A 21,748-nucleotide genomic window follows, 5' to 3' on the forward strand; every position below is an offset into this window, starting at 1 on the left:
CATGCCCGCGCTCCACGACGACCGCTGGGGCCTCCGGCGCGCGGTGTCGCGCCGGTTCCCGTCGCCGGCCGCGCTCGCTTCTGACACCGGGCATGCCGCGCGCCTGTCGACGTACCTCACCGACCTGCTCGCCCCGTTCGACCTCACCCTGGCCCGGGACTCGTCCGCCGGCCAGTCGTACGGCGAGATGGCCGAGTCGCTGCTGCCCTCCTCGCCGGTCGACCTGCTGGTGCTCGCCTACGACGTGCCGGACATCTCCCCGGGCCGCGCCGTCAGCACGTACCTGACCCACGTGTGCCCCGGCAAGCCGATGTCCTTCGCCGTCTCGGACCAGGGCCGCACGGCGGCCTTCACCGCGCTGTCGCTGATCCGGACCTACGCGGCCACCCACCCGCAGGCGCTGCTCCTCGCCGTCGAACAGGCCGACCTGCCCTACGACCCGGGCGTGCCGCTGTCGCTGCCCGCCGCCCACGCGGGCATCGCCCTGCACCTGTCGGCCTCCTCCCCCGCCCCGCTCACGACGGTCACCACCCTGCCCGACGCGGCGCCCTCGCTGAGCGTGCTCGACGGCCTGTCCGCGACGACCGTGATCCTCGGCGGCGGCCTGGCATCGCTCGCCGACGACGTGAAGGCCGACCGGGTCATCCTCGCCGACCCCGCCCAACCGATGACCGGCGTGTGGGAGGCCCTGGCCGGGCTCGACCTGGCGACGGCGGGCAGGATCGCGGTCGCCGACCACGACCCCGCCCTGCGCTATCTGTGCGCGGCGGCCTTCGGCTGACCGCGCGCCCATCCTGCGCTATCTGTGCGCGGCGGCCTTCGGCTGACCCCGCGCCCATCCTGCGCTATCTGTGCGCGGCGACCTTCGGCTGACCCCGCGCCCATGCGGTCGGTGCCGTTGCGCCACGGGCGCGGCGATCGGGCCGCGCGCATGCCGTCTCCGGCCGACGCCGTGCGTCACGCGGATGCGGCTGCCGCCCGCCGGGGGCACTACGCGGACGCCGCCTGCCGCCGCCGGGGCACTACGCGGCTGCCGCCTGCCGCCTGCCGCCGCCGGGGCACTACGCGGCTGCCGCCCGCCGGGGCCGCCGCCGGGGCACTACGCGGCTGCCGCCCGTCGGGGGCAGTACGCGGACGCCGCCTGCCGGGGCGTCACGCGGACGCGGACGCGGCCGGCTGGGGCTGTGCGCGGCGGTCCTCAGCTAAGGCCAAGCGCCACGCCCATACGGGTCCGTGCCGTTTGCGCTACCCGGGCGCGCGCCGATCGCGCCACGTGGACCTCGCGCGCTACGTGGGCCACGCGCGCGGGCGCTGCCGGCAGCTGACGTTTCAGGGCAGGACGCCGTCGTCGGGCCGGCGCCTCCAGGGCTCAGAAGGCGGGTCCAGGTGTCGGGCGGACCGTTCCACTCCACCGTACCTGAGTCCACCTAATTGATCTTTAAGCTCGTCACCAGTCGATGACGCACTGTACCTGACCGCCGGGGCTGCGGGCCAAGGCGCAGGTCAGGTGGGGCGCAGGAGGTGGGCGACGTCGAGGGCGCGGTTCAGTGGGCCGCCCGAGTCGGCGGTCCAGACCGAGGACAGGACGGCCTTAACGAAGCCCCACGCGGCCAGGCGGTCTTCGGCGAGCCCGAGGGCCGAGGACAGCTGGCGCAGCCGGGCGGGAACGAGGGCGGTCAGCGCCGGGTCGCGGTCGTCGGGGAACGGGTTGAACAGGATCGAGCCGACCTCGTAGCCGGGGTCGCCGACGAGGCCGTGCGGGTCGATCGCCAGCCACGGTGCACGGCTGCCGGCGAGGACATTGTCGTGGTGCAGGTCGCCGTGCAGGACGACCTCCCGGGAAGCGGTCGCGCACAGCGAGCGCATCAGGGCCGCGGCCTGTGTGACCAGGTCGGCAGGGACCGGACCGCGGTGCCGGTCCAGGGCATCCACCTGCGACAGCACCGGCGGCAGGCCGTGCGACGCCGGCGGCGGGACGTGCGACGCCGGCGGCGGGACGTGCAACTGCCGCATCAGGTCGGCGAGGACGGCCGTCGCCGCAGGGTCATCGGCCGGGACCAGGTCGCGGAGGCGGTGGCCGGGGGTCACCTGCTCCAGCAGCAGGGCACCCCGGGGCGCATCAAGCCGCAGCAGCCGGGCGGCGCCCCCGCCGTCGAACGCCGCCAGTGCCGCCGCTTCGACCTCCAGCTCGAAGCCGACCTTCAGGACGGCGGGTGTGCCGTCGGCCTGCCGTACCGGCGCGACGTAGTGGAACGTGAGGTCGTACGGCGCGCCGAGGACGAGATCCCAGTCGGCGGCGAGGCCGTCGAGCAGGGCGGGCAGGTCGGCGAGCCAGCGCTCGCCCGCGGCGCCCCACACGCCGGTGACGTTACGGAACAGGGTCGTCAGGATCCGAACCACGCCCGAAGCTGCGCGGCGGCCTGGGCGAGCGCGACGCGGGCGCCGTCGACGACGCCGGTCATCGCGAAGAAGCCGTGGGACATGCCGTCGTAGCGGGCGAGGGTGACGGGGACCGCGTCGTCGGCGAGCCGTTTCGCGTAGCGTTCGCCCTGGTCGCGCAGGGGGTCGTACTCGGCGGTGATGACGAGCGCGGGCGGCAGGCCCTTCAGCGTCTCGGCTCGCAGCGGCGACGCGAGCGGGTTCTCGGCGTCGTCGGGGTCGATGAGGTAGTGCCTGCGGTACCAGGCGACGGAGTGGTGGTTGAACAGGTACGGGTCGCCGTTGTCCCGCATGGACTCGTCGTCGGCGAGCTGGTCGGTGTTCGGGTACACGAGCAGCTGGCCGGCGAGGGTGAGGTCGCCGGCCTCCTGGGCGATGAGGGTCGCGGCCGCGGCCAGGTTGCCGCCGGCGCTGTCGCCGCCGACCGCGATCCGCGCCGGGTCCGCGCCGAGCGTCCCGGCGTTGCCGGCGACCCACTGCACGGCGGCCCAGCAGTCCTCGATCGCCGCCGGGAACGGGTGCTCGGGCGCGAGCCGGTACTCGGGGACGACGACCAGGCAGCCGGCGCTGTTGGCCAGGGTGCGGCTGATCCCGTCGGCGGTGTCGATCGTGCCGAGGACCCAGCCGCCGCCGTAGAAGTACATCAGGACGGGCAGCGGGCGGTCGGCGGACGGACGGTACACCCGGACCTGCAGCCGGCCGCCGGGCCCGTCGATCCAGTGGTCGGTGACCTCGTGGACGGGCTCGGGGTCGCCGGCGCCGGCCTTGATGGACGCGAGGTCCTCGGCGCGCGCGTCCTCGAGCGTCATCTTGTACAGCGGGGTGACGCCGTCGCGCTCGCGCCGGTCACGCATCGCCTGCAGTTGCGGGTCGAGTGGCATCTCTACGCTCCCTGGATCTCGCGGGACAGGCGGCGGATCATCTCCGCCGCGGCGATGGCGTGGCTGCGGCCGTTGCCGTGCAGGCCGTCGGCGCCGGTGAGGACCTCACCGAGGGCGATCGCCGGGTGCGTGGCAAGGTCGACGTGGATGGTGCCGAGCGACGCGGCGAGCGCGGCGGTGCGGCGGCCGAGCAGCGTCATCCTGCGGGAGAACGCGGGGCCGAGCCAGGCGGGCATCGACGGGTACTCCGGCATGACGAACAACGACACGGTCATGACCTGGGCGCCGGCGTCCTGCAGCGGCCGGACGATCGCGGTCAGCGTCGCGTCGACGTCGTCCGCGCGCGACTCGTAGCCGGGCCGCATCGCGTCGTTGGCGCCGCAGATGACCAGCGCCAGGTCCGGCCGGAACTCCAGCGCCGGCCCGAGCTGCGTGGCGAGGACCTCGGCGGCGCGCAGGTTGCGCCGGCCCAGGTTCACCGACGCGAGGCCGGGGCGCTCGTGCAGGAGCTCCGCCCGCGCCCGGTCGGGGAACGCGAGCGGGTGGTAGCCGTCGACGGGGTCGATGAGGCCCTCCGCGACGCTGTCACCGAGGATCGCGAACCGGTGCCACGGATGCCCGGCGAGGAGCGCGGCGGCCTCGCCGGCGGCGAGGCAGAACGGGTCGGAAACTTCGGCGGTCAGCATGCTCTCCGTGCCCATGCAAGCCTTTCGGCTCCTGTCGGTCGTGGCGTGGTTCCGATAGGCTACCGCCTATGGAGCGCCGGTGACACGATCTCAGACCGGACCGGTGTTGACCGCCTCCGACTATCAGCATCTCGCCCGGGAGCTCGTCGACGCCGACGTGTGGGACTTCATCGAGGGCGGCGCCGAGTCCGAGCGCACCCTGCGCGCCAACGTCAGCGCGTTCGACCGGCTGCGGCTGCGGCCCCGGGTCATGACCGATGTGTCCACAGTCGACACCGCCGTGTCGGTGTTCGGTGCCGGCCTCCGGACCCCGATCGGGGTCGGGCCCACGGCGTACCACCGGCTCGTCGACCCCGAGGGCGAGGTGGCCACGGCGCGGGGCGCGAGCGCCGTCGGCGCGCTGTTCGTGGTGAGCGTCTTCGCCAGCAGGTCCCTCGAGGACATCGCGGCGGCGTCGGACGGGCGGCTGTGGCTGCATCTGTACTGGTTCCGCCGCCGCGAGGTGATGACCGGGCTGATCCGGCGGGCCGAGGACGCCGGCTACACGGCGCTGGTGCTCACCGTCGACGCGCCGCGCATCGGCAGGCGCTGGCGCGACATGCGCAACGGGTTCGCGATCGGCGGTGACGTCGCCGCCGTCAACATCGACGCGGCGGTCATGGCGCTCACCCACCACAGCGACGTCGGCCACTCCGCGATCGCCGAGCACGCCGCCCAGTCCTTCGACGCCGCCGTCACGTGGGCCGACCTGGCCTGGCTGCGGTCGCAGACCCGGCTGCCGATCGTGCTCAAGGGCATCCTGACCGCGGAGGACGCGGCCCTGGCCGTCGAGCACGGCGCCGACGGGGTCGTGGTGTCCAACCACGGCGGCCGCCAGCTCGACGGTGCCGTCGCCAGCCTCGAGGCGCTGCCCGAGGTCGTCGACGCGGTCGCCGGCGCGATCCCGGTGCTGTTCGACGGCGGGGTCCGCCGCGGCACCGACGCGCTCGTCGCGCTCGCGCTCGGCGCCCGCATGGTGCTGCTCGGCCGGCCGCCGCTGTGGGGGCTCGCGGCCGGCGGCGCCGACGGGGTCGAAGGACTGCTGCGCACGACGACCGATGAGCTGGCGCACGCGATGGCGCTCGCCGGCCGCCCGCGCCTCGCCGATCTGGACCGGTCGGTGGTGCGGGCCCGACCTGGAGGCGAACTGTAGATGGTGGAGCTGTCCCGCGAGGCGTTGCACGTGTCGGTCTCCGACCCGGTGTCCACCTCGATGAACTTCCTCAACGAGGTGGCCGGCCGGTTCCCCGACGCGATCTCGCTCGCCGCGGGCCGGCCGTTCGACGAGTTCCACTCCGCCGCCGACGTCGACAAGCATCTGCAGGCGTACCTGACGCACCTGCGCGAGAGCGGCGTCAGCGACGCGCAGAGCAGGGTGCTGCTCACCATGTACGGGCGGACCAACGGCCACATCGGCGGCCTCATCGCCCGCATGCTCGACGTCGACGAGGACATCCGCGTCCCGGACGAGGCGGTCATGGTGACCGCCGGCTGCCAGGAGGCGATGGTCATCGCGCTGCGCGGCCTGTGCGCCGGCCCCGGCGACGTCGTCCTCGCCGCCGAGCCGTGCTACGTCGGCTTCACCGGCGCCGCCCGGATCCTCGGCATCGACGTGGTGCCGGTGCCGGAGTCGCCCGACGGGCTGCGGCCCTCGACGGTTCGTGAGGTCGCCGCGGCGGTACGGGCCGGCGGCCGCACCCCGAAGGCCCTGTACCTGGTGCCGAACTTCGCCAACCCGTCGGGTGTGTCGCTGCCGGTGGAGACCCGCCGGGCGCTGCTCGACGTCGCCGCCGAGGCGGACCTGCTGATCCTGGAGGACGACCCGTACGGCCTCTTCGGCCTCGACGACGAGCCGCGGCCCACGCTGAAGTCCCTGGACACCGACCAGCGGGTCATCTACCTCGGCTCGTTCGCCAAGTCGTACTTCCCGGGCGTGCGGGTCGGGTTCCTCGTCGCGGACCAGCCGGTCGTCGACGCCGCCGGGCGCCGCACCGTCCTCGCCGAGGAGCTGTCGACGGTCAAGAGCATGCTCACCGTCAACACCTCCGCCCTCTCCCAGGCCGTCGTCGGCGGGATGCTGCTGGACAGCGGCTTCAGCATCCGCGGCGCCAACCAGGCGAAGATCCAGTTCTACCGGCGGAACCTGCGGACCCTCCTCGCCGCCCTGGAGCGGCACTTCAGCGGCGGGCCCGTGCGCTGGAACAGCCCCAGCGGCGGCTTCTTCGTCGTCGTCGACGTGCCGGTGGACGCCACCGAGGAGCTGCTGGAGATCTCGGCCCGCGAGCACGGCGTGCTGTGGACCCCGATGCGCTTCTTCTACCTGGGCGACGGCGGCAGCCACGCGATCCGGCTGTCGTGCAGCGCCCTCGAACCGGCGCAGATCGACGAGGGCGTCCGGCGCTTCGCCGGGTTCCTCGCCTCGGTCTGACAAGGTCCGGGGGCGTCCTCGTCGTGGACACCGTCGACGTCTGGCTGGCCGACGCGCGGGTGCCGGAGTCCGCGCTGCCGGCCATGTTCGCGCTGCTCGACGCCGAGGAGCGGCGCCGCCACGCGTCGATCGTGCACGCCATCGACCGCCGCCGGTTCATCGTCGCGCACGCCGTCACCCGCCGCCTCGTCGGCGCGGTCCTGGACGCCCCGCCGGCCGGGCTGCACTGGACCCGCAACCCCAACGGCAAGCCGTCGCTGAGCGGCCCGTACACCGGCGTCGAGGTCAACCTGTCACACTCCGGCGACCTCGTCATGGTCGCCGTGTCGCCGCACCGCCCCGTGGGGGTCGACCTGCAGCGGGTCGTGCCGGCCCTCGACTGCGCCGCGATGGCCCGGCGCTTCTACCCGCCCGCGGAGGCCGGCCTGGTGACGGGCGCCGACGGGCACGAACGCTTCGCCGAACTGTGGGCCCGCAAGGAGTCCCTGGTCAAAGCGGCCGGGGCGCGGCTGACCCGCGGCCTGGCCACGCCGGTCGCCGGGCCCGCCCCGGTGGTGGTCGACCATGACGGCCCGTTCCGGATCGCGGACCTCGCCGCCCCGGAGGGCTTCCGGGCGGCGGTCGCCCTGGCGGGCTCCGCCCCGTTCACCGTCACACAGCATGCCCACGGCTGATTCCCGTGGCGTCGGCAAGCCGCTCGGGCAACGCCGCCCGGGAGGCCGTTCCTCCGGGGTGAACACCTGCCCGGCGCACGAGTCGGCCCACCGGAACACCGGAAGGTCCACTTCGGACAGCTCGGCGTACGTGGCCTGGGATGTCGACCCATGGCGGAGCTCGTCGAGCCTTCGGTGCCCCCCGCGCCGGTGCGGAGCGCGGTCAGGGGCGGGACGCGGCGACGGCGGGCGCGGCGGGTCGTGGACGGGCGGCGGCGACGGCGGCGACCGTCGTCAGCAGCACCACGGCGAGCAGCCACGTCGACGGTACGAGGACGAGGCCCGGCCAGTGCGGCAGGGGTAAGCCAGGCAGGTCCTCCCCGAACACGGGCAGCGCCCAGCCCGTCAGCCGCCACGCGATGAGGGCGGTCGCCAGGCCGAGGACACCGGAAGTGGCGACCAGCACCGGGTACGTCCACAGCTGGGTCCGCGCGGCCGCCCTGCGGCTCAGGCCCTGGACGCGCAGGGCCGCGACGTCGGCGAGGCGTTCGCGGCGGCCGACGGCGATGACGAGGCCGCCGGCGCCGAGGACGACGGCCAGGATGCCGGACAGCACGTGGAACCAGACGGCGAGCGCGGGTCCCTGCGCGGCGAGCCGCGCCTGGGTGACGGAGACGCCGTTGTCGCCGGTGACGACGAGCCCCTGCGCGGTGAGCCGGGCGACGGCGTCGGGCGGTGCGGCGGCGCCGAGCCGCACCTCTACGCACCGGGTACGACAGACGCTACGTGCCGGGTACGACAGAAACGCGCGGAGAACCGAGCGCGACAAAGTACGCGGAAAACCGGGTGCGACAGAAAACGCGCGGAGAACGACGGCGGGCCCCGGCGTCGTGTGCCGGGGCCCACCGCTCGTGGCTCCGCTCGCCTCCGCAGTCGATAGGGCAGTACGGAAGCTGAGGGCTTGCACTGTCTTGGTTGCCGGTCCGCGGGACCCTCAAACATCGTGTCCTTTGTGGACCTTCAGGATTCCTCGGCGGCGGCGAGGAGCTCGCGCAGCAGCGCGGAGAGCTGGCGGCGGCGCGGCTCGGGCAGCCGCTCGAAGACCTCCCGCTGCTCGGCCAGGCCGACGGCGACGGCCTCATCGACGAGCGTCCGGCCGGCGCCGGTCAGCGTGACGACGAGGCCGCGACGGTCGGCGGGGTCGGGCGAGCGGGCGACGAGCCCGGCCCGCTCGAGGCGGTCGAGGCGGCCGGTCATCCCGCCCGAGGTCAGCATGAGCGACGAGGTCAGCGCCTTCGGCGACAGCTGGAACGGCTCGCCCGACCGGCGCAGCGTCGCGAGCACGTCGAACTCGCCGCGGCTGAGTCCGAGCGCCCCGTACACGCGCTCCTGCCGGTCGCCGACGATCTTCGCCAGGCGGTACACGCGACCGAACGCAGCCATCGCTTCGGTCTCCAGGTCCGGTCGCTCGCGGGCCCACTGCTCCACGATCCGGTCGACGTCGTCTGCCACATCCACCATCCTCGCACATCTTGCTTGTAAGTAGCTTAGTGCTAAGCTACTTAGCTATGAGGAACCTTGCCGTGGCGACCGCCGTCGCTCCCGCGCTGTGGGGCACCACCTACCTCGTCACCACGGAGCTGCTGCCCGACGGCCGCCCGCTGCTCGCCGGGACGCTGCGCGCGCTGCCGGCCGGGCTGCTGCTGGCCGGGGCCGCGGTCGCCGTCGCCGGACGCCGCGGGCTGCCGTCCGGCGCCTGGTGGTGGCGCGCGGCGGTGCTCGGGTTCCTGAACATCGGCCTGTTCTTCGCCCTGCTGTTCGTCGCCGCCTACCGGCTGCCCGGCGGGATCGCGGCCGTGCTCGGCGCGCTCGGCCCGTTCGTGGTGGCGGCGCTCGCGTTCGCGCTGCTCTGCCAGCGCCCCGCGGTGCGCGTCCTGCTCGCCGGCGCCGTGGGCGTGGCCGGCGTGGCGCTGCTGGTGCTGCGCTCCGACGCCGCCCTCGACCCGATCGGCCTGGCCGCCGCGGCCGCCGGCATGGTGTCGATGTCCCTCGGCACGGTGCTGGGCCGCCGCTGGGGCACCCCACCCGGCCTGCCGGACCGCCGCACGGCGCTGCTGGCGCTGACCGGCTGGCAGCTGACCGTCGGCGGCGCCCTGCTCGCCCCGGTGATGCTCCTCGTCGAGGGGTTTCCGCCGGCACTGACGTGGACCAACGCCGCCGGCTTCGGCTACCTCTCCCTGGTCGGCACCGCCGGCGCCTACTTCCTGTGGTTCCGCGGCGTGACGTCCCTCGCGCCCGCCAGGGTCACGCTGCTCGGCCTGCTCAGCCCGGTCGTCGCGGCGGTGCTCGGCTGGCTCGCGCTGGACCAGGCGCTCTCCCCCGGCCAGCTGCTCGGCGCCGCCGCCGTCCTCACCGCCGTCGTCGTGGGCACCCGATCCGCGCCCACCTCCAGCGAGGCCGCCACCACGGCGGTGACCCGGACCGAGCGAGCGGTGCACGGGCAGCGGCGATCACTGATGTACCGGTAGCCTGACACCTCCGATGGGTTCGGGCCGCATGCGCCGGGGGGATCGTGGCCGAGGAAGTCTGGCGCGTCTGGGCCGGCCGGACGCTGGCCGCCACAGCGGTCGTGGGCGCGGCGGTGGCCCTGGTCGGCCTCACCACCGGCGCCTGGGCCACCTGCACGGTGCACGGCCTCAGCACCGCCCGGGGCAACCACGACGCCGACCCGGCCCGGCGCCTCGACGTGGACCTGTTCCCCGACGGGCGGGTCACGGCCCGCGGCGAGGCGTCGATGCTGCAGACGTACGGCGACGGGGCGCACGCCACCGCCCGTTCGGCGCTGGAGCACGCGATCCCCGGCATGCTGGACGGGTTCGCCATCGCCTGCGTGGTCGCGATCGGGCTGTTCGCGGTCGTCGGCACGGTCAAGCGACTGCCGGCGCACCTGTGGACGGTCGCGTGCGCCGTCGCCGTGGGGGCGCTCGCCGCGGTGGCGGTGCTGCGCTTCGAGATCCTCGCGGCGCTCGCCGCGTTCGCGCCCGAGGTGGCCTCGAAGTTCCAGGTCCACGGCACGCCCCTCGCCGGCTGGACCACCGCTGCGCTCGTGGTGCACCTCGTCGCCGCGGCGGCTCACCCGCTGCTGCGCGAGCCCGCCGACGCCTGATCGTCGTCCGCCGGCACCTGATCGACGCCCTGATCGACGGCCTGGTCGACGGCCTGGTCGACGGCCTGGTCGACGGCCTGGTCGACGGCCTGATCGCCGGCCGGGGCCGCTGTCGCGGTCGCGCGGCGGCGGCGGTGGCGCTCGGCGGCGAGCCCGCCGACGGTGAGCACCAGCAGCGTCGCGAGGGCCGCCCACATCGGCCAGTGCCCCGGCTGCGACCCGTAGGCGCCGACGGTGACGTACGCGGTGGTCGCCGGCAGGATGCCCACCAGGGTGCCCAGGACGAAGTCGCGCAGCCGCACCGACGTCAGGCCGGCGAGGTAGTTCACGGCGGTGAACGGCACGACCGGGATCAGCCTGGCGACCACGATCGTGCGCAGCCCGTTGCCGGCCAGCAGGCTGTCCAGGCGGTCGAGGCGGCCACCGGTCAGCCACCGCACGGTGTCCCGGCCCAGCAACCGCCCGAGGTGCAACGCCGCCACCGCCCCGAGCATCGCGCCGCCGACGACGATCGCGACCCCGGCGGGCACCCCGAACAACGCCCCCGCCGCCAGTGTGAAGACCGTCTTCGGCAACGGCGAGAGCGACACCACGGCGTACAACACGCTGAACGCGACCGGCGCCCACCACCCGAGCCCGAGGACGTCCTCACGCAGCCGCTGCTGGTCGGGCACCCCGATGAGGACCGCCGCCGCCACCACCATCGCCACCAGCAGGAGCAGCCCGGCGACGTGCAGCAGCCCAGCACGAACCGTCATGATCCCATCATGCCGCCACCCGCGGCTCCCCGCGCTCCGGCGGCCGTCAGAGCAGCTCGGTGCGCAGCTCGTGGCTCTCGTCGGGCAGGCGAGCCTCGTAGTACAGCCGCCTGCCGCCGTCCGGCAGGGTCAGGACCTCGACGTAGCGCACGTCGACCACCGGCGCGTCCGGCACCGCGGTGAGCCCCACAGTGACCCCCGGCCGGCCCGGCTCGGCCGGAGCGGCGACGCCGGTGCGCTCGAACCAGTTCTCCTCCTTGCTGGCCCGGCCGTCGTAGAGGGCCCGGCCGTCCGGCAGGACGCTGGTCAGCCTGGCGCCGCGGGCGTCCCACTCGCCGGGCCGGCCGGCCAGCACCCGGCCGTGCCAGGTCCATTCGAGACCGTCGCCGCTGGTGGCGTACGAGGTGTGCATGCGGTCCTCCTCGCTCGGCACGTCCAGCTCGTGGCAGCAGATCCAGGCCTGCCACCGGTCGCCGTCACGGCGGATCACCGGGTCCTTGACCGCGGTCACGTCGTCGCCGCGGAACACCGGCACGACCGCCGCCGCGGGCAGCTCCTCCAGGGTGGGCGCCTCCAGCGCACCGATCCACCAGCGTGGCGTGCCGGGCACGGCGCAGCACACGTACAGGCGCCAGGTGCCGTCGTCGAGGCGCACGATCGCGGGGCGCTCGACCATCGACGCGCCGAACAGCTCCTTCCTGAGCACCGCGACGGTCGTGAAGCGCGCGCCGTCGGCGGATCGGGCGATGACGTTGTGGTCGTCCTCGCCGCGGACCCGGTAGGCGAGCACGACGGACCCGTCCGAGTCCAGGGTGGCGCCGGGGGCACCGGCCCACTGATGCGGCCCGGGACCGGGCGCGGCGGCGACGACGCTGTACGGGCGGCCGCCGGGCAGCGGCAGAACTGACTGAGGCATGCGTCCAGCCTCGCCGCCGGTGCTGGAACGCGGCAGTGGCAGGAATGCCATGGTGCCGGAAGAATCTGCCATACTGATCGCCGTGCGCAATGTCGTGGCGGTCGTCGGCACCCAGGTGGCCGCGTTCGAGCTCGGCATCGTCTGCCAGGTCTTCGGCCTGGACCGGTCCGAGGACGGGCTGCCCCGCTTCGACTTCGCGGTGTGCTCGGCCACGCCCGGCCTGCTGCCGACGACGTCCGGCTTCCCGGTCGGCGTCGACCACGACCTGGACCGCATCGCCGGCGCCGACCTCGTCACCATCCCCGCGTGGCCGTCCGCTCCGCCGCTTCCGGCCGGCGTCGCTTCGGCGTTGCGGGCCGCCGCGGACCGGGGCGCCACGCTGCTGTCGGTGTGCACGGGCGCGTTCGCCCTGGCCGAGGCGGGCCTGCTGGACGGCCGGCGGGCCACCACGCACTGGCAGTTCGCGGACCGGCTCGCCGCGCGGCACCCCCGGGTGCTGCTCGAGCCGGACAAGCTCTACGTCGAGGACGGCCCGGTCGTCACCAGCGCCGGCGCGTCCGCCGGCATCGACGCCTGCCTGCACATCATCCGCCGCGAGTTCGGCGCCGCCACCGCCAACGCCCTCGCCCGGCGCATGGTGGTCCCGCCGCACCGCGCCGGCGACCAGGCCCAGTACGTCGAGGCCCCGGTGCCGGCCACCCCCGACGACTACGACCTGGCGCAGCTGCTGGACTGGATGCGGGCCAACCTGGACGCCCCGCAGCCGGTCGAGGCCCTCGCGGCCCGGGCGTACATGTCACCGCGCACCTTCGCCCGCCGGTTCAAGGACGTCACCGGCACCTCCCCGCACCGCTGGCTGCTCGACCAGCGGCTGCGGCTGGCCGAGCAGCTCCTGGAGACCACCGGCCTGCCCGTCGACGCGATCGCCACCCGCGCCGGCCTCGGTAGCCCGGACACGCTGCGCCACCACTTCACCGCCCGCCGCGGCATCACCCCGACCACCCACCGCCGCACCTTCGCCCGCCAGTAGCCCTGAATTTCTTCGGTGGGGTTGTCGATCGGGGGTGGGTGCCGTTCGACCTGTGGTCAGGGACCGGCACCGCGCCGGTCATCTCACCACCGGAGGTCACCATGTCCGCGACGTTCACCACCACCACCACCGCCCGTCCCCGCACCACCACCACCGCGCTCGTCGTGACCGGTCTCGCCGCCACCGCCCTGGCCAGCGCCGCCACCACGGCCGTCGCCGCCGCCGGCACCGCCGCCGGGATCAGCCTGGACATCAGCGGCGAGCCCATCCCCGTGTCCGGGTTCACAATGCTGACCGCCGTGTTCTCCCTGGTCGGCGTGGTCCTCGCGGTCGCCCTGTCCTACAAGGCCCGCCACCCCCGCCGCACCTTCACCCGCACCACCATCACGCTCACCGCACTGTCCCTCGTCCCGGACGCCATCGCCGACGCCACCACCTCAACCAAGGCCCTGCTCATGCTCACCCACCTCATCGCCGCCGCCATCGTCATCCCCGCCATCGCCCGCCGCCTGAATGCCTGACGGGCTCAACGCCCCGCGGCAGCGGCCGCCCGGCGCAGGCTGATGATCCCGACGACCGTCGCCGACCCGCGCTCCGCCCCCAACCGGCGAAGCGCGGCGACGGCGACCAGCAGCGACACGACGTACAGCCCGAACGGCACCGCCAGCAGCCTCCAACCCGGCATCGCCACACCACAGACCGTGGCGGCGACCGCGTTGACCGCGACGTAGAACCAGGCCAGTCCCCGGCCCAGCGGGTACGCCCACGCCCGGTCGCCGCGCAGCCCGTGGCAGGCGATCCCCGTCGCGGCGGCACACAGCACCGACGCGACGATGTCACCGGCCCAGACCGCCGTCCCGGCGGACCGGCCGACCGCGTCGATGGTGAGGAAGTGGACCGGCCCCAGCAACGGCGCCGCGTTCATCACCGTCGCCACCCGCAGCGCGCCGCGCAGCACCACCGACCCGACCAGCCCGGCCAGCAGCAACGACCCGCCCCGCACGTTTTTGAACACGTTCAGATCCTATCGCCGAGGTCCCGCACTGGTCGTCCCGGCCGGTGTGCCGCCCGTCACGGTCCGCCGCGGGCCGGAATCGGCCGAGGAGCACCGGGGTTCGTGCTGACATGACGACGATCGGGCTCATCGGCAGTGGCAACATCGGGAGCACAGTGGCGCGGCTGGCGGTCGCCGCCGGTCACGACGTGGTGCTGAGCAACTCGCGTGGTCCGCAGACCCTCCAGGACCTGGTGTCCGAGCTGGGGCCGAAGGCCCGCGCCGCGACCCCCGCGGAGGCGGCCGCGGCCGGCGACATCGTGGTGGTGACCGTGCCGCTGCGGGCCTACCGGGAGGTCCCGGCGGAACCGCTCGCGGGCAAGGTGGTCATCGACACCAACAACTACTACCCGGAGCGTGACGGCGTCTTCGACGAGCTGGAGGACGGCTCCACCACCACCGGCGAGCTGCTGCAGCGGCACCTCCCGGAGGCCCGCGTGGTGAAGGGGTTCAACAACATCTGGTTCGAGCACCTGCGGTCCCTGGCCCGCCCGGCGGGCAGCGCGGACCGGTCGGCGCTGCCGATCGCCGGTGACGACGCGGCCGCCAAGCAGGCGGTCACCGAGCTCCTCGACGGCCTCGGCTTCGACACCGTGGACGCGGGCCCGCTCGCCGAGAACTGGCGCACGCAGCGGGACACCCCGGTCTACGTGAGCCCCTACGGCGCGTACGGCGCCCTTCCCGGCACGCCGGCGAGCGCGCAGGTCGTGCGCGATGCCCTCGCCGCGGCGAAGCCCACCACGGCCTGAACCGTGCCCCGCCACCCCTCGCGCGGGCCTGAACCGAGCCCCGCCACCCCGCACGCGGGCCTGAACCGAGCCCCGCCATCCCGCACGCGGGCCTGAGCCGAGCCCCGCCATCCCGCACGGGGGCCTGAACCGAGGTCCCGGACGCGAACACCACCCACGACTTGCCCTCGCCACGGATGAGATCCTGCGCCACACGCCGGCCAGCCCATGCTCAGGCCTGCCGGCGATCATCGCACCCGCCGGTCAGCGGACGCTGAGCGCCGGCTCGGGAGCGGCCGGGGTGGTGCGGTCCTCGACGGCGAAGCTGACGGCGGCCAGGGCCAGGCCCACGACGCCGAGGGCGACGCCCACCCAGGCGGGGGCGAGGTAGCCCCAGCCGCGGGCGATGACGAGGCCGCCGAGGGCGGCGCCGAGGCTGTTGGCGATGTTCATGGCGGACTGGTTGACCGCGGCGCCCATCAGCTGGGCGGTGGGGGCGACGCTGATCAGGCGCGACTGCATCGCCGGGCCGAGGAAGAGGCCGGTGGCGCCGATGAGGAAGGCGCCGGCGAACAGGCCCGCGGTGGAGCCCGCGACGAGGGCGAAGACCACCATCGCGGCGATGAACATGGCGAACCCGCCGAGGATGCTGCGGCGCAGGTCACGGTCGGAGAAGTAGCCGCCGGCGGCGTTGCCGACGGTCATGCCGAGGCCGACGGCGACGAGGACCCACGGGACGGTGCCGGCGGGCAGGCCGGCGACGTGGGTGGTCACGGGCGCGATGTAGCTGTCGATGGCGAAGAAGCCCGCGAAGCCCAGCGCGGCGACCGCGGCGACGAGCCACACCTGCGGCGCCCGGAACGCGGCCAGCTCGGCGCGGGGCGAGCCGTCGACCGCGGCGGCGACCGCGGGCACGGTGGCGACGACGGCGAGGAGCGTCAGGACGAACATGAGGGCGATCACCATGTACGCGGTGCGCCAGCTCGCCGTCTGGCCGAGCCTCGTGATGGCGGGAACGCCGACGAGGTTGGCCGCGGTGAGGCCGCCGAGGACGACCGCGAAGCCCTTCGCCTGGTTGCCCGGGCCCATGATGGCGGCGGCGAGCAGGCCGGCGGCGCCGAAGTAGGCGCCGTGGGGCAGGGCCGCGACGAACCGGGCGGCCAGCACCAGCTCGAACGTCGGGGCCAGCGCCGAGGCGACCGTCCCGGCCGCGAACAGCGCCAGCAGCCCCACGACGAGACGCTTGCGCGGCACCCGCGCGGTCAGGGCCGCGATGGTGGGCGCACCGACGACGACGCCCAGGGCGTACACGGTGATCATCCAACCGCCATGCGCGACGGCCTTCGCGCTGGACTGCGCATAGAGGGACGGCAGGAGGTTGCGGGCGATGTCCGGCAGGAGCCCCATCGCGACGAACTCGGTGAGCCCGATGGCGAAGCCGCCCAGCGCGAGGGCGAGCAGGGCCGTCCAGCGCCGGGACGCGGTCAGGTGGTCCATGCGGGCAGTTTAGCAACGCTGTTGCGTAATACACTGTGGTGATGGACACGCCCGGCGCGGCACCTGCTCGCGTGCATCTCGAGCACCTGCGGGACTACAACGAGTCGCTCGTCGTCGCGCTCGCGCGGACCCGGGCCGAGTTCGACCGGGCCGGCGTCGCCGAGGCGACCGGGCTGACCCCGCAGGCCGTGTCGAAGGTCCTCGGCCGGCTCGTCGAGCAGGGCCTCGTCGAGGTGTGCGGGCTGCGCCGGCAGGGCGTCGGCAAGCCGGCCAGCATCTACCGGCTGGTGCCGGGCAGCCGCCACGCGGTCGGCGTGCACGTCGCCCGCACCACGCTGCGCACCGTGCTGACCGACCTCGCCGGCACGGTCCTCGCCTCGCGGGTCGTGCCGCTGCCGCCCGACTTCACGCCGGGCCAGCTCCTGGACGCGCTCCAGTCCTCGATGCCGGCCAGCCAGGACCTGGTCGGGGTGGGCATCGGCATGGTCGGGCCGCTCGACCACGCCGCCGGCATCGTCCGGGACGCGCACCGGCTGCGGCACTGGCACGACGTGCCGCTGCGGCAGCTCGCACAGGAGGCCCTGGCGCTGCCGGTACACCTGGACAAGGACGTCACGGCGGGCGTCACGGCCGAAGCGTGGCGGCGCGGACCCGCCTTCCGCGACGGCGCCCTGATCATGGTCGAGTCCGGTGTCGGCGCGGGGCTGTGGCTCGGCGGCGCCGCCTACCGGGGCGCGCACACCAACGCGGGCGAGTTCGGGCACACCGTCCTCCAGCTCGACGGGCCGCGCTGCGTCTGCGGGCGGGCGGGCTGCCTGGAGATCCTGCACGACACGGCCTTCGCCGACGGGCGCGTGGACGACGCCGCGGGGGTGCTCGCCGCGGGCATCGTCAACCTGCTGCAGACCACCGACGTCGGTCACATCGTGCTCGCCGGTGCCGACCTGCTGCGGTTTCCCGAGGTGTACCGCACCGCCACGCGCGACGCGATCCCCACCTCACACTGGCTGGACGTCTCGGTCACGCTCGCCGAGCTCGGCGCCGACGTCATCGCGGCCGGCGCGGCAATGCAGGTCCTCGACGCCGCGTATGGCATCCCTTCAAAAATGGGTGTTCGTTCATTATTCTGACGGCGTGATCGACCGCAGCAGCCGCACCGCCGAGCACGTCGCGGGGTTCCGGGCCCTGGAGTCGGCACGGCCCGGCGGGGGCCTCTTCCGCGACCCCCTGGCGTGGCGCCTCCTCGCCCCGCGGCACCGTCCCGTGGTCGCGCTGTGCCGCCTGCCGGGGGTGCACGCGGCGCTGGTGCGGTACATCGACCGGCGCTGGTCCGGCGGCCCGCGCGCCTCGGCGGTGGTCCGCACCGCCCTCATCGACCGCTGGCTGCGCTCCGCGCTGTCCGGAGGCGCCCGTCAGGTGGTGCTGCTCGGCGCGGGGTTCGACAGCCGCACCCACCGCCTCTCCCCCGGCGCCACGTACTTCGAGGTCGACCACCCCGCGACCCAGGCCACGAAGCGGCGCCGCCTCGGCCGCCACGCCCGGCCGGGTGTCGTGTTCGCCCCGGCGGACCTCATCACCGACGACCTCGCCACGGTCCTGCGCGCCGCCGGCCTCGATCCCACGCTGCGCACCGTCGTGATCTGGGAAGGCGTCACCAACTACCTGTCGGCCGACGCCGTCGACGCGACCCTGCGAGCCCTCGCCACGCTGTGCCCCGCCGGCAGCACCGTCATCTTCACGTACGTCGACCGCGGCGTCCTGGACGGCACCGCCACGTTCCCGGGCGCCGCCGAGTGGCACGCCGCGGTGCGCCGCCAGGGCGAGCCCTGGACGTTCGGTCTCGACCCCGTCGCCGTCCCCGCCTACCTGGCCGCCCGCGGCCTCCGGCTCGAGGAGGACCTGTCGGCCCGCGCGGCCGCGGCGCTGCTGCTGCCCGCGCCCCGCCACGCCGCCGAGCCGACCGCTGAGTTCTACCGCGTCGCCAGGGCCTCGGTGACCGGCGCTTCTTCGGTGACCGGGGCCGCTTCGGAGACCGGGCCGGTGGCCGGCTGATGCCGAAGGTCGACGACGCCCACTTCGCCGCCCGCCGCCGGCAGATCCTCGACGCGGCCGCCGCCTGCTTCGCCCGCGAAGGCTTCCACCGCACCTCCGTCCAGGACATCGTCCGCGAGTCGGGCGTGAGCGCCGGCCTCGTCTACCGGTACTTCACCAACAAGGACGACATGATCGCCGCCATCGCCACCGAGCGCCACGAACAGCGCGAGCGCCGCCTCCGCGAGGAGGACCCGGTCACCGCGTACACCGCCCTGCTCCGCGACCTCGGCGACCCCGGCACCCGCGCCGCCCGCCAGCTCTCCCTGCAGGTCTGGGCCGAGACCGTCCGCTCCGACCGCATCCGCGACCTGGTCCGCTCCGGCATCGACCGCCCCGCCCGCCTCCTCGCCGGCACCGCACTGCCACCGGGCGTCGACGCCGACTCGGTCATCAGGATCTTCATCGCCATCTACCAGGGCCTCCTCCTGCAGACCGTCCTCGACGACACCCTCGACCACGCCGCCCTCGCCACCACCGCCGAACACCTCCTCCGCGCCGCCCTCACCCCGCCACCGCCGCCCGGCAGCCGCCCGGCTGACGGGTCAGGCATTCAGGCGGCGGGCGATGGCGGGGATGACGATGGCGGCGGCGATGAGGTGGGTGAGCATGAGCAGGGCCTTGGTTGAGGTGGTGGCGTCGGCGATGGCGTCCGGGACGAGGGACAGTGCGGTGAGCGTGATGGTGGTGCGGGTGAAGGTGCGGCGGGGGTGGCGGGCCTTGTAGGACAGGGCGACCGCGAGGACGACGCCGATGAGGGAGAACACGGCGGTGAGGGTGGCGAACCCGGGCACGGGGATGGGTTCGCCGCTGATGTCCAGGCTGATCCCGGCGGCGGTGCCGGCGGCGGCGACGGCCGTGGTGGCGGCGCTGGCCAGGGCGGTGGCGGCGAGACCGGTCACGACGAGCGCGGTGGTGGTGGTGCGGGGACGGGCGGTGGTGGTGGTGGTGAACGTCGCGGACATGGTGACCTCCGGTGGTGAGATGACCGGCGCGGTGCCGGTCCCTGACCACAGGTCGAACGGCACCCACCCCCGATCGACAACCCCACCGAAGAAATTCAGGGCGCGAGTTGTTCGGCGACGGCGGCGAGGAGGTCGGCGCCGGTGAAGGGCTTCTCGACGAGGTGGACGCCCGGGTCGAGGATGCCGTTGCTGGTGAGGACGGGCTGGGCGTAGCCGGACATGAACAGCACCCTGGTCTCGGGGCGCTGCCGGTGGAGGCGTTCGGCGAGGACGCGGCCGAGCATGCCGGGCATGACGACGTCGCTGAGGAGGAGATGGATGGGGCCGTCGTGGGCGGCGGCGACCTCGAGCGCGTCGGCGCCGTCGGCGGCGGCGAGCACGGTGTACCCGCCACGGCCGAGGATGCGGGTGGTCACCTCACGCAGCGCCTCCTCGTCCTCGGCGACGAGGACCGTCTGGCCCTGGCCGGCTGGGCGGCCGGGGCAGGGCTGCCCGCCGGTGTGGAGCGGCTCGGCGTCGCTGGCGGGCAGCAGGATGGTGATGGTGGTGCCGAGGCCGGGCTCGGAGTACAGGCGGACGGTGCCGCCGGCCTGCACGACGATGCCGTAGACGGTGGCCAGGCCCAGGCCGGTGCCGGCGCCGCTGGGCTTGGTCGTGAAGAAGGGCTCGAACGCCTTGTCCTGCACGTCGCGGGGCATGCCGGTGCCGGTGTCGGAGACGCGGAGCCGCACGTACAGGCCGGGCTTGAAGCCGTCGCGGGTCAGGGAGTGCTCGTCGTCGACGGTGACGGTGCCGGTGTCGATGGTGAGCCGGCCGCCCTCGGGCATGGCGTCGCGGGCGTTGACGGCGAGGTTGACCAGGACCTGCTCCAGCTGGCCGGGGTCGGCGACGACGGTGGGGAGCCGGTCGGCCAGGGCGGTGCCGAGCTCGATGTGCTCGCCGATGGAGCGGGTCAGCATCTGCTCGATCTCGGCGATGACCCGGTTGACGTCCAGCGGCACCGGCCGGATCACCTCCCGCCGGGCGAAGGCCAGGAGCTGGTGGGTGAGCTCGCTGCCGCGCTGGCCGGCCCGCAGGATCTGCTTCGCGTCCTCCTCGAACGGGGTGCCGGCGCCGTCCTCGACGATGAACTCGGCGTAGTTGAGGATGACGGCGAGCAGGTTGTTGAAGTCGTGCGCGACGCCGCCGGCGAGCTGGCCGAGGCTTTCGAGGCGCTGGGTGCGCTGCTGGCGGACCTCGTCCATCTGCCGGTCGGCCTCGGCCCGGAGACGTTCCTGCTCGGCGCCGGCGGCGATCTGCTCGGTGACGTCGCGGATGCCGGCGAGCGTGATGACGCCCTCGTCGGTGGGCAGGACGCTGCGGGTGATGTCGACCGGCAGGAGCGTGCCGTCGCGGCGGCGGGCGGCCGGGCCGGTCCAGCCGTCGACGCGGGCACCCTCCGGCAGCAGGCGGGCGACCGGCATGCCGAGCATGTCGTAGCGGGGGTGGCCGAACAGCCGCTCCGCCTGGGCGTTGGCCAGGGCGACCCGGTCGCGCTCGTCGACGCCGACGAGCGCGTCGGGGGCCGCGTCGATGACCGCCTGCATCTGGGCCTCGGCCCGTTCGCGCTCGCTGATGTCGCGGGTGGTGGTGGTGACGCCGATGGTGCGGCCGTCAGGCCCCTCGAGGGGCGACACCAGCATCGACACGGTGAAGAGCGAGCCGTCGGCCCGGACCCGCAGCGTCCGGTACGGGTCGACGCGCCCGCCGGCGGCGACGATCGAGCGGATCTCGGCCTCGTCGGCGCGGTGCTCCGGCGGGATGATGAGGTCCTTCGACCGGCCGAGCATCTGCCCGGCGGTGTAACCGTAGAGCCGTTCGGCGCCCGGGTTCCACGACAGGACGATGCCGTCGAGGTCGGTGGAGATGATCGCGTCGTGCGACGACTGGACGATCGAGGCGAGCAGCGACCGGGCCCGGTCCACGCCGGTCGCGCCGGTGAGGTCGTGCAGGACGGCGAAGATGTGGCCCTCGACGACGGAGAGGACGACCTCGGCCGAGAACTGGGAGCCGTCGCGGCGGACCGCCCGCAGCGGCTGGCCCTGGCGGCGGTCGGGTTGGAGGACCCCCAGGTACGAGCGGACCCGCTCGGTCATGGTCGGCGTCGAGGGCGGCACGAGCACGTCGACGGAGGCGCCGACCAGGTCGTCGGTGCCGAACATCGCCCGGGCCGCGGCGTTGGCGAACACGATCTCACCGTCGCCGTCGCTCACCACGATCGCGTCCGGCGCCACCTCGAGCAGGCCGCTGGCGAGCGCCTCCGTCCACCGCACCTGACCGCCCCCGCACGTCCGCCTACTCACCCAGAGTAAGATGATCAAAACGGACGGTTGGCAAGTTTCGGAAAGCGGGTGCGGAAGGTGGCAGCGCATGAGCGA

General features: G+C 74.4%; 23 protein-coding genes. 12 read left to right on the forward strand and 11 right to left on the reverse strand.

Translation table 11 applies throughout. The features are described 5' to 3' along the window. Nucleotide 1: 1 nt before the first annotated feature. Nucleotides 2-781 (forward strand): 2-hydroxy-acid oxidase, encoded by a 780-nt coding sequence (locus tag ACFY3L_RS39145; RefSeq protein WP_389336374.1) that lies wholly within the window; start codon nucleotides 2-4, stop codon nucleotides 779-781. Nucleotides 782-1,503: 722 nt separating this feature from the next. Here the strand turns inward: ACFY3L_RS39145 and ACFY3L_RS39150 are convergent. Genes ACFY3L_RS39150 through ACFY3L_RS39160 form a run of 3 tightly spaced genes read right to left on the reverse strand, consistent with a single transcriptional unit; the run spans nucleotide 1,504 to nucleotide 4,021 of the window. Further along, nucleotides 1,504-2,400, reverse strand: coding sequence for an aminoglycoside phosphotransferase family protein (locus tag ACFY3L_RS39150; RefSeq protein WP_389336377.1), 897 nt, complete (start codon nucleotides 2,398-2,400; stop codon nucleotides 1,504-1,506). Then, nucleotides 2,385-3,320: an alpha/beta hydrolase gene (locus tag ACFY3L_RS39155; protein WP_389336380.1), complete on the reverse strand. Its 936-nt coding sequence runs from the start codon at nucleotides 3,318-3,320 to the stop codon at nucleotides 2,385-2,387. The genes ACFY3L_RS39150 and ACFY3L_RS39155 overlap by 16 nt, the downstream gene beginning before the upstream one ends. A gap of 2 nt (nucleotides 3,321-3,322) precedes the next feature. Then, on the reverse strand, nucleotides 3,323-4,021 hold the full coding sequence (locus ACFY3L_RS39160) for an SGNH/GDSL hydrolase family protein (protein WP_389336383.1): 699 nt from the start codon (nucleotides 4,019-4,021) through the stop codon (nucleotides 3,323-3,325). A gap of 64 nt (nucleotides 4,022-4,085) precedes the next feature. Between ACFY3L_RS39160 and ACFY3L_RS39165 the strand changes: the two genes are divergently transcribed. The 3 genes from ACFY3L_RS39165 to ACFY3L_RS39175 are packed head-to-tail and all read left to right on the forward strand — an operon-like array spanning nucleotide 4,086 to nucleotide 7,147. After that, complete coding sequence (locus tag ACFY3L_RS39165; RefSeq protein ID WP_389336386.1) at nucleotides 4,086-5,198, forward strand: alpha-hydroxy acid oxidase; 1,113 nt, start codon at nucleotides 4,086-4,088, stop codon at nucleotides 5,196-5,198. Further along, on the forward strand, nucleotides 5,199-6,473 hold the full coding sequence (locus ACFY3L_RS39170) for a PLP-dependent aminotransferase family protein (protein ID WP_389336388.1): 1,275 nt from the start codon (nucleotides 5,199-5,201) through the stop codon (nucleotides 6,471-6,473). It abuts the gene before it with no gap. Between the two features lie 23 nt (nucleotides 6,474-6,496). After that, nucleotides 6,497-7,147 (forward strand): 4'-phosphopantetheinyl transferase family protein, encoded by a 651-nt coding sequence (locus tag ACFY3L_RS39175; protein ID WP_389336391.1) that lies wholly within the window; start codon nucleotides 6,497-6,499, stop codon nucleotides 7,145-7,147. 202 nt (nucleotides 7,148-7,349) lie between these two features. Here the strand turns inward: ACFY3L_RS39175 and ACFY3L_RS39180 are convergent, their stop codons facing one another. Continuing rightward, nucleotides 7,350-7,883, reverse strand: coding sequence for a hypothetical protein (locus ACFY3L_RS39180; RefSeq protein ID WP_389336394.1), 534 nt, complete (start codon nucleotides 7,881-7,883; stop codon nucleotides 7,350-7,352). A 263-nt stretch (nucleotides 7,884-8,146) separates the two neighbouring features. After that, on the reverse strand, nucleotides 8,147-8,647 hold the full coding sequence (locus tag ACFY3L_RS39185; RefSeq protein ID WP_389336397.1) for a MarR family winged helix-turn-helix transcriptional regulator: 501 nt from the start codon (nucleotides 8,645-8,647) through the stop codon (nucleotides 8,147-8,149). A gap of 47 nt (nucleotides 8,648-8,694) precedes the next feature. On the opposite strand from ACFY3L_RS39185, the gene ACFY3L_RS39190 reads away from it, so the two are divergent. Together ACFY3L_RS39190 and ACFY3L_RS39195 are read left to right on the forward strand one after the other, a co-directional pair. Next, complete coding sequence (locus tag ACFY3L_RS39190) at nucleotides 8,695-9,654, forward strand: EamA family transporter (RefSeq protein WP_389336400.1); 960 nt, start codon at nucleotides 8,695-8,697, stop codon at nucleotides 9,652-9,654. Between the two features lie 44 nt (nucleotides 9,655-9,698). Then, the gene (locus ACFY3L_RS39195) at nucleotides 9,699-10,292 is read left to right on the forward strand and encodes a hypothetical protein (protein WP_389336403.1); all 594 of its coding nucleotides are present in this window, start codon (nucleotides 9,699-9,701) and stop codon (nucleotides 10,290-10,292) included. Here the strand turns inward: ACFY3L_RS39195 and ACFY3L_RS39200 are convergent. Continuing rightward, on the reverse strand, nucleotides 10,259-11,050 hold the full coding sequence (locus tag ACFY3L_RS39200) for a TVP38/TMEM64 family protein (RefSeq protein WP_389336406.1): 792 nt from the start codon (nucleotides 11,048-11,050) through the stop codon (nucleotides 10,259-10,261). The genes ACFY3L_RS39195 and ACFY3L_RS39200 overlap by 34 nt on opposite strands. Before the next feature lie 46 nt (nucleotides 11,051-11,096). Then, entirely contained in the window at nucleotides 11,097-11,966 is an 870-nt protein-coding gene (locus ACFY3L_RS39205) for a hypothetical protein (RefSeq protein WP_389336409.1), read from the reverse strand. A 49-nt stretch (nucleotides 11,967-12,015) separates the two neighbouring features. On the opposite strand from ACFY3L_RS39205, the gene ACFY3L_RS39210 reads away from it, so the two are divergent. Then, nucleotides 12,016-12,996, forward strand: a complete 981-nt coding sequence (locus ACFY3L_RS39210) for a helix-turn-helix domain-containing protein (protein ID WP_389336538.1) — start codon at nucleotides 12,016-12,018, stop codon at nucleotides 12,994-12,996. Between the two features lie 38 nt (nucleotides 12,997-13,034). Beyond that, entirely contained in the window at nucleotides 13,035-13,517 is a 483-nt protein-coding gene (locus tag ACFY3L_RS39215; RefSeq protein WP_389336412.1) for a DUF6069 family protein, read from the forward strand. Between the two features lie 5 nt (nucleotides 13,518-13,522). Here the strand turns inward: ACFY3L_RS39215 and ACFY3L_RS39220 are convergent, their stop codons facing one another. After that, nucleotides 13,523-14,011, reverse strand: coding sequence for a hypothetical protein (locus ACFY3L_RS39220; RefSeq protein ID WP_389336415.1), 489 nt, complete (start codon nucleotides 14,009-14,011; stop codon nucleotides 13,523-13,525). 44 nt (nucleotides 14,012-14,055) lie between these two features. Here ACFY3L_RS39220 and ACFY3L_RS39225 point away from each other — a divergent pair, with 44 nt between their 5' ends. Next, complete coding sequence (locus tag ACFY3L_RS39225; protein WP_389336418.1) at nucleotides 14,056-14,799, forward strand: NADPH-dependent F420 reductase; 744 nt, start codon at nucleotides 14,056-14,058, stop codon at nucleotides 14,797-14,799. Nucleotides 14,800-15,042: 243 nt separating this feature from the next. Here the strand turns inward: ACFY3L_RS39225 and ACFY3L_RS39230 are convergent, their stop codons facing one another. Further along, nucleotides 15,043-16,275 (reverse strand): MFS transporter, encoded by a 1,233-nt coding sequence (locus tag ACFY3L_RS39230; RefSeq protein WP_389336421.1) that lies wholly within the window; start codon nucleotides 16,273-16,275, stop codon nucleotides 15,043-15,045. 41 nt (nucleotides 16,276-16,316) lie between these two features. Here ACFY3L_RS39230 and ACFY3L_RS39235 point away from each other — a divergent pair, with 41 nt between their 5' ends. From ACFY3L_RS39235 to ACFY3L_RS39245, 3 genes are read left to right on the forward strand one after another with little or no spacing between them, the layout of a single operon-like run. Beyond that, nucleotides 16,317-17,405, forward strand: coding sequence for an ROK family protein (locus ACFY3L_RS39235; RefSeq protein WP_389336424.1), 1,089 nt, complete (start codon nucleotides 16,317-16,319; stop codon nucleotides 17,403-17,405). Between the two features lie 4 nt (nucleotides 17,406-17,409). Then, entirely contained in the window at nucleotides 17,410-18,327 is a 918-nt protein-coding gene (locus ACFY3L_RS39240) for a class I SAM-dependent methyltransferase (RefSeq protein WP_389336427.1), read from the forward strand. After that, nucleotides 18,327-18,995 carry a TetR/AcrR family transcriptional regulator gene (locus ACFY3L_RS39245; RefSeq protein WP_389336430.1) on the forward strand — a complete coding sequence of 223 codons (669 nt, stop codon included), beginning with the start codon at nucleotides 18,327-18,329 and terminating at the stop codon, nucleotides 18,993-18,995. The genes ACFY3L_RS39240 and ACFY3L_RS39245 overlap by 1 nt, the downstream gene beginning before the upstream one ends. Here the strand turns inward: ACFY3L_RS39245 and ACFY3L_RS39250 are convergent. Next, nucleotides 18,912-19,394: a DUF6069 family protein gene (locus ACFY3L_RS39250; protein WP_389336433.1), complete on the reverse strand. Its 483-nt coding sequence runs from the start codon at nucleotides 19,392-19,394 to the stop codon at nucleotides 18,912-18,914. The genes ACFY3L_RS39245 and ACFY3L_RS39250 overlap by 84 nt on opposite strands. 32 nt (nucleotides 19,395-19,426) lie before the next feature. Further along, nucleotides 19,427-21,673: a PAS domain S-box protein gene (locus ACFY3L_RS39255; protein WP_389336436.1), complete on the reverse strand. Its 2,247-nt coding sequence runs from the start codon at nucleotides 21,671-21,673 to the stop codon at nucleotides 19,427-19,429. Between the last annotated feature and the right edge of the window lie 75 nt (nucleotides 21,674-21,748).

Source organism: Dactylosporangium sp. NPDC000521, from assembly GCF_042898305.1.
Classification (GTDB): domain Bacteria; phylum Actinomycetota; class Actinomycetes; order Mycobacteriales; family Micromonosporaceae; genus Dactylosporangium.

Coding starts and splice junctions, on each gene's coding strand:
- ACFY3L_RS39205 (WP_389336409.1), bottom strand. CDS start 11,966: ATGCCTCAGTCAGTTCTGCCGCTGCCCGGCGGCCGCCCGTACAGCGTC.
- ACFY3L_RS39145 (WP_389336374.1), top strand. CDS start 2: ATGCCCGCGCTCCACGACGACCGCTGGGGCCTCCGGCGCGCGGTGTCG.
- ACFY3L_RS39155 (WP_389336380.1), bottom strand. CDS start 3,320: ATGCCACTCGACCCGCAACTGCAGGCGATGCGTGACCGGCGCGAGCGC.
- ACFY3L_RS39160 (WP_389336383.1), bottom strand. CDS start 4,021: ATGGGCACGGAGAGCATGCTGACCGCCGAAGTTTCCGACCCGTTCTGC.
- ACFY3L_RS39200 (WP_389336406.1), bottom strand. CDS start 11,050: ATGACGGTTCGTGCTGGGCTGCTGCACGTCGCCGGGCTGCTCCTGCTG.
- ACFY3L_RS39245 (WP_389336430.1), top strand. CDS start 18,327: ATGCCGAAGGTCGACGACGCCCACTTCGCCGCCCGCCGCCGGCAGATC.
- ACFY3L_RS39185 (WP_389336397.1), bottom strand. CDS start 8,647: ATGGTGGATGTGGCAGACGACGTCGACCGGATCGTGGAGCAGTGGGCC.
- ACFY3L_RS39170 (WP_389336388.1), top strand. CDS start 5,199: ATGGTGGAGCTGTCCCGCGAGGCGTTGCACGTGTCGGTCTCCGACCCG.
- ACFY3L_RS39190 (WP_389336400.1), top strand. CDS start 8,695: ATGAGGAACCTTGCCGTGGCGACCGCCGTCGCTCCCGCGCTGTGGGGC.
- ACFY3L_RS39235 (WP_389336424.1), top strand. CDS start 16,317: ATGGACACGCCCGGCGCGGCACCTGCTCGCGTGCATCTCGAGCACCTG.
- ACFY3L_RS39230 (WP_389336421.1), bottom strand. CDS start 16,275: ATGGACCACCTGACCGCGTCCCGGCGCTGGACGGCCCTGCTCGCCCTC.
- ACFY3L_RS39210 (WP_389336538.1), top strand. CDS start 12,016: ATGGTGCCGGAAGAATCTGCCATACTGATCGCCGTGCGCAATGTCGTG.